10 protein-coding genes and 1 pseudogene are annotated in these 13,208 nt (G+C 64.5%); 5 read left to right on the forward strand and 6 right to left on the reverse strand.

Going from position 1 to position 13,208, the window contains the following annotated elements; translation table 11 throughout:
• Nucleotides 1-178: 178 nt before the first annotated feature.
• Nucleotides 179-631 (reverse strand): Lrp/AsnC family transcriptional regulator, encoded by a 453-nt coding sequence (locus tag E3U47_RS24395; RefSeq protein WP_134694133.1) that lies wholly within the window; start codon nt 629-631, stop codon nt 179-181.
• Nucleotides 632-745: 114 nt separating this feature from the next.
• Here E3U47_RS24395 and E3U47_RS24400 point away from each other — a divergent pair, with 114 nt between their 5' ends.
• Nucleotides 746-1,360, forward strand: coding sequence for a LysE family translocator (locus E3U47_RS24400; RefSeq protein WP_134694134.1), 615 nt, complete (start codon nt 746-748; stop codon nt 1,358-1,360).
• Nucleotides 1,361-1,375: 15 nt separating this feature from the next.
• On the opposite strand, the gene E3U47_RS24405 is transcribed toward E3U47_RS24400, so the two are convergent.
• Nucleotides 1,376-1,597: a hypothetical protein gene (locus E3U47_RS24405; protein ID WP_134694141.1), complete on the reverse strand. Its 222-nt coding sequence runs from the start codon at nt 1,595-1,597 to the stop codon at nt 1,376-1,378.
• 411 nt (nt 1,598-2,008) lie between these two features.
• Here E3U47_RS24405 and E3U47_RS24410 point away from each other — a divergent pair, with 411 nt between their 5' ends.
• Nucleotides 2,009-2,641 (forward strand): LysE family translocator, encoded by a 633-nt coding sequence (locus tag E3U47_RS24410; RefSeq protein ID WP_134694142.1) that lies wholly within the window; start codon nt 2,009-2,011, stop codon nt 2,639-2,641.
• 85 nt (nt 2,642-2,726) lie between these two features.
• Nucleotides 2,727-4,883 (forward strand): ATP-binding protein, encoded by a 2,157-nt coding sequence (locus E3U47_RS24415; protein WP_134694135.1) that lies wholly within the window; start codon nt 2,727-2,729, stop codon nt 4,881-4,883.
• 90 nt (nt 4,884-4,973) lie between these two features.
• Here the strand turns inward: E3U47_RS24415 and E3U47_RS24420 are convergent, their stop codons facing one another.
• Both E3U47_RS24420 and E3U47_RS24425 read right to left on the reverse strand, forming a co-directional pair.
• The gene (locus E3U47_RS24420; RefSeq protein ID WP_134694136.1) at nt 4,974-7,166 is read right to left on the reverse strand and encodes an ATP-binding protein; all 2,193 of its coding nucleotides are present in this window, start codon (nt 7,164-7,166) and stop codon (nt 4,974-4,976) included.
• Nucleotides 7,167-8,054: 888 nt separating this feature from the next.
• Nucleotides 8,055-9,473, reverse strand: coding sequence for a PLP-dependent aminotransferase family protein (locus tag E3U47_RS24425; RefSeq protein ID WP_134694137.1), 1,419 nt, complete (start codon nt 9,471-9,473; stop codon nt 8,055-8,057).
• Nucleotides 9,474-9,904: 431 nt separating this feature from the next.
• Here E3U47_RS24425 and E3U47_RS24430 point away from each other — a divergent pair, with 431 nt between their 5' ends.
• A complete protein-coding gene (locus tag E3U47_RS24430; protein ID WP_134694138.1) occupies nt 9,905-11,314 on the forward strand; it encodes an amino acid permease in 1,410 nt (469 codons plus the stop codon).
• A gap of 54 nt (nt 11,315-11,368) precedes the next feature.
• Here the strand turns inward: E3U47_RS24430 and E3U47_RS24435 are convergent, their stop codons facing one another.
• Nucleotides 11,369-11,821 carry a FecR domain-containing protein gene (locus E3U47_RS24435; RefSeq protein ID WP_167659534.1) on the reverse strand — a complete coding sequence of 151 codons (453 nt, stop codon included), beginning with the start codon at nt 11,819-11,821 and terminating at the stop codon, nt 11,369-11,371.
• A gap of 117 nt (nt 11,822-11,938) precedes the next feature.
• Here E3U47_RS24435 and tam point away from each other — a divergent pair, with 117 nt between their 5' ends.
• Nucleotides 11,939-12,715, forward strand: a complete 777-nt coding sequence (tam, locus tag E3U47_RS24440; protein ID WP_134694140.1) for a trans-aconitate 2-methyltransferase — start codon at nt 11,939-11,941, stop codon at nt 12,713-12,715.
• Here tam and E3U47_RS24445 read toward each other — a convergent pair.
• Nucleotides 12,692-13,066 (reverse strand): annotated as a pseudogene (locus tag E3U47_RS24445) (DUF2784 domain-containing protein). The gene tam and the pseudogene E3U47_RS24445 overlap by 24 nt on opposite strands.
• Nucleotides 13,067-13,208 lie beyond the last annotated feature (142 nt).

Genomic DNA, 13,208 nt, shown 5'->3' on the forward strand with positions numbered 1-13,208 from the left:
CACATTGGCTGCGCTCATGGAACAAACCGCACCTCATTGATTTAGCGTGACCCCTGTAGGAGCCGGCTTGCCGGTGAACCAGGCGCGCGGTGGTTGGAATCTGACGGTTTGAATTCAAGAGGGCCGGGGCTGCTTTGCAGCCCTTTCCGACCGCTCCGACGCCTCGGCAAGGCCGCGCCTACATCGGCAACACCCGGTCCTGGATCACCTCCTTCATCACCAGTGTCGAACTGAGCCGCTTGACGTTGGGGATGCTGGTCAACTGCTCGTCGTACAGCTTCTGGAACGCCGGCAGGTCCTTGGCCACCACGTGCAGCAGGTAGTCCGGGTCGCCGAACAGCCGCTGTGCCTCGACGATCTGCGCGATCTCGCCCAGGGCCGCCTCGAAGTCCGCGACCGGTTGGCGGGTGACCTCGCGCAGGGTCACGAACACCAGCGCGGCGAAGTTCAGGCCCAGCGCGGCCGGGGCCAGGCGCGCGTGGTAGCCGAGGATGGCGCCGGATTCTTCCAGGGCCTTGAGCCGGCGGTGGCAGGGCGACAGGCTCAGGCCCACACGATCGGCCAGTTCGGTCACCGACAGGCGACCGTCTTTTTGCAGCTCGGCAAGGATTTTTCGATCGGTACGGTCCATGGGGAAGATTCTTCCGTGTTTTTGCCTTGGATGGGCAATATACGAAAGAAAGTCCCTCGGTGATATCCGTAATCTTGCTTTCACTAAAAACCGTTGTGAAAGGAAACCATCGAAGTGGCCATGAGTGTATTGGCGGCGTTCTGGGCCGTCTCCTTCCTGTTCGTGATCACCCCGGGCGCCGACTGGGCCTACGCCATCTCCGCCGGCATGCGTGGCCGTTGGGTGGGGTCGGCGGTGGCGGGGATGTTGTCCGGGCATTTTCTCGCCACGCTGATCGTCGCCGCCGGCGTCGGCAGCCTGATCGCCGGGCATCCGCTGGCACTGACCTTGCTGACCCTGGCCGGTTGCCTGTACTTGCTGTGGCTGGGCGGAAACCTGCTGCTCAACCCCGCGGTGCCCGAGGCGGGGGCCAGCGGCGAGGGCGACAGCGGCTCGCGTTGGGCGCTCAAGGGGTTCTGCGTCAGCGGGCTCAACCCCAAGGTGTTCCTGTTGTTCCTGGCGTTGCTGCCGCAGTTCACCGACCCGCAATCGAGCTGGCCACTGCCGCTGCAGATCCTGCTGCTGGGGCTGGTGCACCTGTGCAGTTCGCTGGTGATCTACCTGCTGGTGGGCTATGGCGCCAAGGCGGTGTTGCGCACCCGCCCGGCAGCGGCGCGGCTGGTCGGGCGGGTGTCGGGGGTGGTGATGATCGCGATTGCGCTGGGCTTGGTGGTAGGGCAGTTGGCCTAGGCGCGATCCAACGCGTTATGGAGCCGGCGCCACCTGTTGCATCTCCACCCCATCGAGCAACGCCTCGACCACCGCCTTGGCGGCATCCAGCCCATGGTCGTTGGCCATCAGCAAGTCCTGGCAGGTGCCGCTTGCCAGTTCCATGGCCTTGAGGTTGGTGGCGAACGCGCCCTTGAGCAGGGTGGACAGGTGCACCAGGGCATCTTCGAGATCGACGCCCTCGCGCACGGCGAACAGCGACGGGTGGCTGCACTCGCAATTGCCGAAACTGCAAGGGGCCGTGGTGGCGCGGGAAGGGGGATCGGGTAGACCTTTCGTCATTGTGTCGCTCCTTGATTCAATGGAGCCGCCACAAATCGCTACCAAACGAATGGTGACGGCTGTACGCAGGTTGGTAGACCGGGAATCAAGGAAACCGGCGCGCACGAAGGCGCCCCACGCACAGCCGCCATAATCGAAGCAGCGGGCACAAAAAAGCGCCAACTGAATCGCAGAGCGGCGCTAGTGCGCCTTGATTGATCGCGGGCTACCAAACCCGGCTGCTGGACTTACAGCAGCGGCGCAAGGTTACCGGGCTCAGCGAAGCGTTTCAAGGCAGGTTCATCTGCGGATACACTTGCCCCACTCACAACAACAAGGATGTGCATGATGCCCGAAACCAGCAACCTGTTAGCGTTCGCCCTGATCAGCCTGGGCATGGTCCTGACGCCTGGGCCGAACATGATCTACCTGATCTCCCGTTCCATCTGTCAGGGCCGCGTGGCAGGGCTGATTTCTTTGGGCGGGGTGGCCCTGGGCTTCATCTTCTACATGCTTTGCGCCGCGCTGGGCATCACCGCCCTGGTGATGGCGGTGCCGTTTGCCTATGACGCCTTGCGCATCGGCGGTGCCTTGTACCTGCTGTACCTGGCCTGGCAGGCGTTGCGCCCCGGCGGTCGCTCGCCGTTCCAGGTACGCGACCTGCCGGCCGACAGCCCGCGCCGGTTGTTCGCCATGGGTTTTCTGACCAACCTGCTCAACCCCAAGATCGCCGTCATGTACCTGTCGCTGATGCCACAATTCATCGAGCCGGGCCACGGCAGCGTGCTGGCGCAGTCGCTGGTGCTGGGTACTACCCAGATCGCTATCAGCGTCACGGTCAACGCGCTGATCGCCTTGATGGCCGGCTCCATTGCCGTTTTCCTCGCCGGACGCCCCTTGTGGCAGCAACTGCAGCGCTGGTTGATGGGCACCGTGCTGGCCGGTTTGGCCCTGCGCATGCTGGCCGAAGGGCGGCACTGAATGTCGCGGTGATGCCAAGGGAACGTTTTGCCAGCGGGTGATTTCTTACCCTCATGGATGGCAACGTGCCCGGGACGACCGAGACATGAAAACGCGCCAGCAGAGCAAAACTGTCAACCTGAAGTCACCGCCGCCTTGCCTGCTGGGCAGCGACGCGGTCAGTGGCCTGCTGCGCGCCATGGACTGGCGTGATTCGCCCCTGGGGCCGCCACAGGCTTGGTCGCCGGGGCTGCAGGCGATCATGGCCACGCTGCTGCCGGCCCAGGCGCAGATCGTGCTGTTCTGGGGGGCGCAGTACATTGCCCTGTACAACGATGCCTACGGGCCGAGCATCGGTATCAAGCACCCGCGGGCGCTGGGGCGGCCGGCCGAGGAAAACTGGCGCGAGCTGTGGGGCGACCTCGAGCCGCTGCTGCGCGGCGTGCGTGAGACCGGCACGACGTTCGCCGCCAAGGACCGGCCGTTCTACATCGAACGCCAGGGCCTGGGCGAGACGACCTATTTCGATGTGTCCTACTCGGCGGTACGCGAGGCCGACGGCAGCGTCGGCGGGGTGTTGTGCATCGTCACCGACACCACCGAACGGGTGCGCTTCCAGCGCCGCCAGGCCTTTTTGCTGGAGCTGCATCAGGCCTTGCCGGGGTTGGGCGATGCCGAGCGCATCGAGGCCCACGCGATCCGCCGCCTGGGCGAGGAACTGGGCGCGGCGCGGGTATGCTTCGGTGAGGACCTGGGCGATGCCTGCCACTACCGGGTAAGCCAGGAGTGGGCCGCTGGCGTGCCTTCGCTGGTTGGCGACAACCCTTACGCCAGCCTTGATCCGGCGCTGTACGGCGCGCTGCTGGCCGGCCAGCTGGTGCGTCACGAGCCCCTGGCCGATGCGCCGCAGCTGGGCGCCAGCCTGCATGTTCCGGTGCTGCGCGCCGAACGCCTGGAGGCGATGCTCGCGGTGCACTTCCATGGCCCGCACCTGTTCGTCGAGGATGAGTGCCTGCTGGTCGAGGAGACCGCCAAGCAGGTCTGGGCGGCGCTGACCCATGCCCGTGCTGAGCGCGCGCTGCACGCGCTGAACGAGAACCTCGAGGAGCGTGTGGCGCGCATGCTGGCCCAGCGCGAGTCTGCCCTGCTGCAGTTGCATGAGGCGCGCAAGATGGAAATGATCGGCCAACTCACCGGCGGTATCGCCCACGACCTCAACAACATGCTGACGCCAATCATCGCCTCGCTCGAACTGCTGCGCCGGCATCCGCAGCCGGAGCGCGCCGAGCGCCTGATCGACGGCGGCCTGCAGGCCGCGGAGCGGGCGCGCAACCTGGTCGGGCGGCTGCTCAGCTTCGCCCGGCGGCAAACCTTGAAACCCTTGGTGGTCTCGCTGGCCACGCTGATCGAGGACATGCACGAACTGATGACCCGTTCGCTGGGGCCGACCATCGTCCTGCGCATTCGTATCGACACGGCTTTGCCCGGGGTGCTGGTGGACCCGCACCAGTTGGAGTTGGCCGTGCTCAACCTGGTGGTCAACGCCCGCGATGCGATGGCCGAAGGCGGCCAATTGACCATTTGCGCAGGCCTGGGTGAAGACGATGGCCACCAGGCGCCCCACCCCCTGGCTGGGCTCCAGGTTTGGCTACAGGTGGAGGATAACGGCTGCGGCATGAGCGAGGAGGTCCTGGGGCGCTGCGTCGAACCGTTCTATTCGACCAAGGGGGTAGGCCGCGGCACCGGGCTGGGCTTGCCGATGGTGCAAGGGCTGGCGTTGCAGTCCGGGGGCGGTTTCGCAATTCATTCAAGGGTCGGGCAGGGCACCGAAGCGACCCTGTGGCTGCCGGTGGGTGAGGCGCCCCAGGTGGCCAGCGCGCCTGCCGAGGTGCCCCGGACAGGCCGGTTGCGGCGGGTGTTGCTGGTGGATGATGAAGCCTTGGTGCGCCATGCCACGCAGATGCAGTTGCAGGCCCTGGGGTATGCGGTGAGCGAGGCCGAGGGGCCGTTGCAGGCGTTGGCCCTGCTGGACCAGGGGCTACGCCCGGACCTGTTGCTGACCGACCATGTCATGACCGAGATGACCGGTGTGCGTTTCGCCCAACAGGTGCGCGAGCGCCTGGCGGAGCTGCCGGTGCTGATCATCACCGGCTATGCCAACCTGACGCCGCGCGAGCTACATGGTTTCGAGGTGCTGCGCAAACCGTTCCGTCAGGATGAGCTGGCGCAGAGCCTGGAGCAGCTGTTGCGTGCCAGGGGTTGATGCTGCAGGGCTGGCCTGGCCCCGGCAATCTTGAAATGAGGCCGCCATCTTTCAAACACCGCAGCGCCTGGTTCGCCGGCAAGCCGGCTCCTACAGGGGGGCGTTGTCTGCCTGCAGCACCTCGTTCAATAGCCTGCATACCTGCTCGGCTGAATACGGCTTGGCCAGGAAGGCGAAGCCCTGGTGGCCGCCCTCGGCAATGGCCTCGCTGTAGCCGGAGGTGAGGATCACCGGTAGCCCTGGATGGCTTTGCCGTAGCTGGCGGGCCAGGGCCAGCCCGCCCATCCCCGGCATTACCACATCGGAAAACACCGCATCGAACCCTGCCTGGTCGGCGGCGATCTGGGCCAGGGCCTCTTCGGCGCTGGCCGCCCAGCGAATCTGGTAACCATGATCGAGCAGGATCTGCGCGGTGAAGCTGCCGACATCCGGGTTGTCCTCCACCACCAGGATCCGCCGTCGCTCGCCTGGCGGCATGGGCTGTGCGTCGTGCGTGTCGGCCTGGACCGCGGCCTGGGGCACCTGCGGCAGATAGAGGGTGAAGGTGGTGCCCTGGCCTTCAGTGCTGCTGACCTGCACCTCGCCGCCCGACTGCTTGACGAAGCCGAACACCTGCGACAGCCCAAGCCCGGTGCCTTGGCCCGGCGCCTTGGTGGTGAAGAACGGGTCGAAGATGCGCTCCAGCAGGTGTGGGGCGATGCCGACGCCGCTGTCGATCACCGAGATGGCGGCGAACGGCCCCTGTTGCGCGGGCTGGCCGCGCAGGCCCGGCAGGCTGCGATTGGCTTCCAGGCGCAGGCGCAAGGTACCGGCGCCGGCCATGGCATCGCGGCCATTGAGCATCAGGTTGATCACCGCCGTCTCCAGTTGGCCCAGGTCGGCATGCACGTGGCAGGGGGCTGCGGGCAGCTCGAGGCTGACCTGGATACGCGCGCCGGTGGCGGTGTCGAGCATGTCGGCCATGGCCTCGAGCCGTGGCCCAGCCTCGAAAACCTGCGGGTTCAGGGCCTGGCGCCGGGCGAAGGCGAGCAGTTGGCCGGTCAGCTTGGCGCCGCGCTCGACGGTGTCGGAGACAGTCTTGAAATAGCGGTTGCGGCGGGTTTCGTCGAGGTCCTGGCGCTGCAGGAAGTGCAGCGAGGAGCGAATGATGGTCAGCAGGTTGTTGAAGTCGTGGGCCACGCCGCCGGTTAGCTGGCCGATGGCTTCGAGTTTCTGGGTCTGGCGCAGGATGGCCTCGGTGTGCAGCAACTGCCCGGTGCGCTCCTCGACCCGCTGCTCGAGGGTGGCGTTGAGGGCCTCGAGGGCGAGCAGCGCCTCGCGCACCTCGGCGTTGGCCTGGACCCGTTGGATATGCGCCCAGCAGCGCTCGGTGACTTCGCTGATCAGGGTCTGTTCGTACTGGCTCCAGCTGCGCGGTACCTTGTCGTGAATGGCCATCAGCGCGGTCAGGCGACCGTTCTTGACCAGTGGCATGCAAATGGTCGCGGTAATGCCAATGGCCTGGAAGGTCGCGGCCTCGCGCGTGGGCAATTGCGCCAGGTTGTCATCGATCACCAGGGGCAGGCCGGCACGCAGGCGGCTGACCGCCAGGCCACCGAAATCGGCCAGGCGGTACTGGCCGAGCAGACGGGGCGAGCCGGGGGCTACCCAGTCGCCGCAGATGGTGAAACCGTCCTCGTCGGCGGCCATCACTGCGTAGGCGCAGCTCGACAGTTGCAGATGCTCGCCGAGCAGGCGGGTGGTGGTGGCCATGATCCGCTCCGGGTCGGTGGCATCGGCCACGGCCCGCCCCACGCTGTCGAGGAAGCTCAAGCGCTGGTTGGCGACTACGTTGGCAGTGGTCTCGGTGACGGTATCGAGCATGCCCACCACCTTGCCGTCATGGTCGCGGATGGGGCTGTAGCAAAAGGTGAAGTAGGCGCGTTCCGGGTTGCCCCGGCGCTCGATCACCAGGGGAAAGTTCTCGATGTACACCGCCTCGCCGTTCAGCGCGCGCTGGGCCAGGCTGGCGATGTCGCTCCAGGCTTCCTGCCATACCTGGCTGAATGGCCGCCCCAGTGCCAGGGGCTTGTCTCCCAGGATCGGGGTAAAGGCATCGTTGTAAAGGGTGATCAATTGCTCGCCCCATAGCACCGCTTGCGGGAAGCGCGAGCCCAGGCACAGGGCGACGCTGGTCTTGAGCACTTCGGGCCAGGTGTGCAGTGGACCCAGCGGGGTACTGTTCCAATCGTGGTTGCGGATGCGCTCGGCCATGAGCCCGCCGCCGTCTAGCCATTTCGCCATGAACGTTGCTGGTCCTTGTGTGCGAGAGCATCAGGGTGCACCTAGACGTGGCGCTTGGCGAGTGCTTTATGCCGCGGCTGTGCTTGCGCCTTAGCAGGCTCCAGCCTTCACTGCGAGCAATAAGCCCGTCGTGCCACTTTTCGATGATTGTCATAAGGTTTAATAAGCTTCCGATACCTCTACTTTTTATCTGCTGTTGCTGTTGCTGTTGCTGTTGCTGTTGCTGTTGCTGTTGCTGTTGCTTCTAAGCGCGCGATAGTTCAGGCAACACAAATTGCGACTTCAGGAGGCCGAGTGGAGTTCTTGCGTAGTGGGGCGACGGCCATGGATGGCCGTCGAGCGCTGCGCCCCAGGATGGGGCGTACAGCGCGGTCCCCACGGGAGCAAGAACGGAGCGAGGGAACCCCGGAGCGAAGCGTAGGGGCCGGATGAATGGAGCGAGGATTTTTTGGTTCCTTTTTGATCCTTCAAAAAGGGACCCGCCGTAAGGGCGGAAAGGTGATTGTGCGTCACCATCGCAAATGAATGCGCATATAACTTTCGAAACGCACGCTGTGTAAGTTAAAGTTAAAGTTAAAGGCGGTCTGCGTCTGTTTTAAAAGTTGTAAGCGCATTCATTTGCTATATCGACGCGTAGTCACCTTTTGTCAAACGCGACAAAAAGTAACCAAAAAACGCTGCGCTCCATTCATCCGGCCCTACGCTTCGCTCCGGGTTCCCGGCCTCCTGAAGTCGCGAAGTTACGGGTGGCGCCTGCACTGACGCAGCTAGTCGCTAGTTGTATGAGTGGGAGCTCTGGACAGGATCGGAGTTAGGAAATAGGAAATAGGAAATAGGAAATAGCTTGCCTCGAGACATCAATGCAGCGCCGCTTCCGGATAATTAAAATCACCCCCGCCGCACATGCTTGACCAACACCTTCTCCAGCAACTCCCACATCGACACCTCGGTACTGAACGCCACGTTGAAACGCATCCACCCGGTGGCCTGGGCATCGACCATGAACAACTGCCCAGGCCCGAGCATGATGCCTTGCTCCAAGGCATCGTCGAGCAACGCCGCGCTGTCCGGAATCGCCGGGTGGCGGGTCCAGATGTACATGCCTTCGTCCGACTCGATGAACAGCTCGAAGCCCAGCCGATGCAGGTGCCGGCCCACCTCCTGGTGCGCCTCGGCCAGGTGCTGGCGCAGGCGCTTGAGGTGCTTGCGCCAGCGACCATCGATGATCGCCGCGTACACCACCCGCTCCATCACCTGCGAGGTGGTCAGCCCCGAGCGCATCTTCAGGTGCAGCAACTGCTGCGTCAGTTCAGGGTTGGCCAGCAGGTAGCCGACCCGCACGTTGGGCGAGATGCTTTTCGAGTAGCTACCGACGTACACCACCTGTTGCAGGTGGTCGAGGCTGGCCAGGCAGGGCTGGGGCTCGGCGATCATGTCGGCGTAGAGGTTGTTTTCCACCAGGCGGAAACCGTGCTGGCTGGCCAGTTGCAGCAGGCGGTGCAACTGCGCCAGCGGCGTGCGCGAGCAGGTCGGGCTGTGCAGGTGCGGCTGGGTGAAGAACGCGGTAGGGCGGTGGTGCGCCAGCAGGCGCTCGAGCTGGTCGAGGTCGTAGCCGGCCGGGGTGCGCGGCACGCCTACCAGGGTGGCGCCCTGGGTGCGCAGGATGCTCATCAGATTGGGGTAGCCAGGGTCGTCCACCAGCACCACGTCGCCGGGGCGCACCAGGGTGCGCACGGCCAGGTCGAGGGCCTGGCTGGCGCCATGGGTGAGCATCAGTTGCGCTGGATTGGCGACGATCGACAGCTCCTGTTGCAGGTTCTGCGCGGTCAACGCACGTAATTCGGGCAGGCCCATGGGGTCGCCGTAGCCAGACAGCTCCAGCGGGCTGCCGGCCACCTGGCGCAAGCCGCGGCGCAGGCCTTCCTCGTACATCCACTCGTTGGGCAGCCAGCCGCAACCGGGTTTGTGCGCAAGCTGACGGATTTCGAAGATCTGTTGCAGGTACCACTCGGAGTTGAAGGTCGGGCGGGTGGTATCGGTCTCGAGGCTGTGATTGTCCAGTAGCTCGTTGGCCGCTCGATTGACGAAGAACCCCGCATTGCCCTTGCTTACCAGCAGGCCTTGGGCCACCAGGCGGTCGTAGGCCTCGACCACGGTGAAGGTGCTCACCGAATAGGTGGCGGCGAAGGCGCGGATCGACGGTACCTTTGCCCCGGGCTTGAGGGTCTGGGCATCGATCAGCGCGCGCAGCCCGTCGATGATCTGGTTGACCAGCGGGGTGGCGGAGTCCGGATGTAGCTGGAGCATTCAGGGGCCTTCAGGTGTGTCAGACGGCAAGCGTCTGCTGGGCATCGCAGGTGTATTGCATGGGCGACCTGTACAGTGCAGTGCGTAAATCATGTCGCTGTGCATGGCTCAAAGTGTTCGACATTTTTACATTACGTGTCAGAAATCGCCAACACAGCACACGACAGCGCCATGAATAAGCACAATATCGCTGCACCTCAGTCGAGCCTCGTCTCGCACCCTCTTTTCCCGAGGCCGGGCGCCCAGCGCCCGTCCCCAGCATGGTTCAGTTCGACCAGGGTTATGACCCTGGCCGCGTAAGCAGGCCGCCACGGATGGCCTGCGTGTGCATCGCACACCTCCCTGCCCGCACTGATGTACAGGTGAGTCCGATAGCCATCGGGGTTTCACAGTTTTTCCTTGGATAAAAAGAAGCACGGGGTAATTGACTGATGGAAGCTACATCCACATCCACCACCGCGAAGGACGGGCACGAGAGCAAGCTCAGCGCCTCGTTGAAGTCGCGCCACCTGACGATGATGTCCATCGCCGGGGTGATCGGCGGCGCCTTGTTCGTCGGCTCGGGCAGCGTGATCCACAGCGCCGGCCCGGCAGCCGTGCTGGCGTACCTGGCCGGCGGCATCCTGGTGGTGCTGATCATGCGCATGCTCGGCGAGATGGCCACCTCATCGCCCGACACTGGCTCGTTCTCCACCTACGCCGACCGAGCCATCGGGCGCTGGGCCGGCTTCACCATCGGCTGGCTGTACTGGTGGTACTGGGTGATCCTGATGGCCTGGGAAGCCTATGTGGCGGGCAAGATCCTGCACGGCTTCTTCCCCGATGTAAGCGTCAACGTGTTCGTGCTGGCCACGACCTTGCTGCTGATCACCGTCAACTTCTTCAACGTCAAGCACTACGGCGAGTTCGAGTTCTGGTTCGCGCTGATCAAGGTGGTGGCGATCGTCTGTTTCCTGGTGGTGTGCACCGCGGCGGTGATGAATGTCTGGCAGTTCGGCGAGGTACGCGGTATCAGCCACCTGACCGCCGAAGGCTTCATGCCCAACGGCATCACCACGGTGATTGGCGCGTTGCTGGGGGTGATGTTCGCCTTCCTCGGTGCCGAGATCGTCACCATTGCCGCCTCCGAAGCCAAGGACCCGGCCACCCAGATCGTCAAGGCCACCAACTCGGTGGTGTGGCGGGTGTGCCTGTTCTATGTCGGCTCGATCTTCCTGATCGTCTGCCTGGTACCTTGGAACGACCCGCAACTGGGCGTTTCCGGCTATGGCGCCTACCGCCGTACCCTCGAGCTGCTGGGCGTGCCTTATGCCGAGCTGCTGATGAACTTCGTGGTGCTGACCTCGGTGAGCAGTTGCCTGATTTCCGGCCACTACACCGCTTCGCGCATGCTGTTCTCGCTGGCTCAGCGTGGCGATGCGCCGCGCCTGTTCAAGTTCACCCGCACCGGTACCGGGGTGCCGGTGAACGCGATCATCGGCTCGTGCCTGGTGGCGGTGTTCTGTGCGCTGATCAACTTCAGCGAGACCCTGCGACCGAAGGATGTGCTGGAAACGCTGATGAACACCACCGGCATGATTGCCTTGCTGGTGTACCTGGTGATCGCTTTCTCGCAGCTGCGCATGCGCCGCAAGCTGATTGCCGAGGGCAAGGAAGTGCGCCTGAAGATGTGGTTGTTCCCGTGGCTGACCTACCTGGTGATTGCGTTCATCATCGCCGCGCTGGTGACCATGGCGTTCATGCCGGACTACCAGATCCTGGTGATTTCCACCGGTATCGCCGCGGCGATCGTGGTGGCCATGGGCGTGGTGCACCAGATGCGTGGCGCCAAGACGCATTAAGCGGTATTGAGCTATAGCGCGGCCGGGCCCTGCAGGGGGCCCGGCCGTTTTCGTTCATGGCGTGCGCGGCCCGGCGCGGTCGAAATGCACCGTTTGCCCGGCATGCAGCTGCAGGTGTTGGCCAGCGCTGTCGAGTTCGGCGCTGCCGGCTCTCAGGTCGGCGCTGGTCTGTGCGCCTTGGCGGCTCAGTGACAGCTGGGCGTCGTGGGTGGCCAGGGTGCCGTGCTCGGTGACCAGCAGGAACGGGCGCGGGTCGTCATCGGCGACGTCCACCGCGAGCTGGCCTTCGAGCAGGGTGACGCGCCGTTGTTGGCCGTCGTACTCCACGTCGACGGCGCTGTTGGCCTGTAGCACCAGCAGCGTGCCATCGTCCAGGTGGCGCGACAGCTGCTGGCTGGCCGTGGTGCGCAGGTCGGCCAGGTCGAAGCGCTGGCTCATCCAGGGTGAACCGAGCAGGGCGGAGGCGGCGACCAGGGCGAGGAGGATGACAGCCAGGGTGGTTTTCATCAGGACCTTCGGCGTGCGGGATGGAGCTTGAGCATACGGGTCGGTTGCCGAGCTGTCGCGCAGTGAGGCCTGGCGATGGCGTATGCTAGGCGCACCGCCACCGAAGGAGCGTTGTCCATGGCTTGGTCCGCCACCCAGTATTCGCTGTTCGAAGATGAACGTACTCGCGCCGTGCGCGACCTGCTCGCCGCCGTGCCGCCGCGTCCGGTACGCCATGCCACCGACCTGGGCTGCGGCCCGGGCAACTCCACCGAGGTGCTGTTGCAACGCCATGCCGATGCCCAGGTCACGGCGCTGGACAGCGATGCCGACATGATCGACAAGGCCCGGCAACGCCCGCGCCTGAGCATTCCCCGGGTACGTTGCGAAATCGCCGATATTGCCAGCTGGACGGCCCAGGAACCGCAGGACTTGATCCTCGCCAATGCCTCGCTGCAATGGGTGCCGGAGCACGGCAGCCTGTACCCGCACCTGGTGCGGCAACTGAGCGAGGGTGGCAGCCTGGCGGTACAGACGCCAGACAACCTCGATGAGCCGGCCCACCGGCAACTGCGCGAGATTGCCAGCCGCGGGCCTTGGGCTGCCAAGTTCGCTGATTTCAGCTTGCCGCCGCGGCATAACGCGGCGTTCTACTACGACCTGTTGAGCCCGCTGTGCGCGCGGGTGGATGTGTGGCGCACGACCTATCACCATCCGTTGGCCGGCGGTGCCGAGGCGGTGGTGGAGTGGTTCAAGGGCTCGGCATTGCGGCCGTACCTGGCGCGGCTGGATGAGCAGGAGCAGGGGGATTTCCTGCAGCTGTATCTGCAGGCCATGCAGCGCGATTATCCGCCGGCCAGCGATGGCAAGGTGCTGTTGCCGTTCCCGCGCTTATTCGTGGTGGCGACGCGCTAGGCGCCGTAATACGTAGGCGTAGATGCCGAGGTTGATGGCCAGCGCCGCGGCGCCGAGCCAGAGTTGGATCTGTGGGGTCAGGCCGGCGGGGTAGATCAGTGGCCAGATCTAGTGTTCGATGAAGCCGCTGGGGTAGCCGGCGTCGCCGGCGGCGCGGCGCAGGTGGTTTTCCCAGTCGGTGAGGGGGCATTGCAGGTGCAGGCCTTCCACGGCCAGGCCCCAGGCGAGGGCGGGAAGGTGAATGAACAGGGCGCGGTGGCGCCAAAGCACCATCAGGCCGCCGAACAGGACCAGCAGGATGAAGCAGAGATGAAGCAGGACCAGGGTATCGGCGGCCAGGCGATAGAGCATGGTGTTGGGGCCTTGTTGTGGGCGGTGGGGGATAGCGATTTTTCGTGATTGGGTTCTTGAGGTTGTGGGATGGTTTTCTTTTAAGCGTTGTATGCGCATTCATTGGCGATGTCGACGGTTGGTCGTTTTGACGGCGACAGGA

This window comes from Pseudomonas sp. RIT623, from assembly GCF_004519305.1.
Classification (GTDB): Bacteria; Pseudomonadota; Gammaproteobacteria; order Pseudomonadales; family Pseudomonadaceae; genus Aquipseudomonas.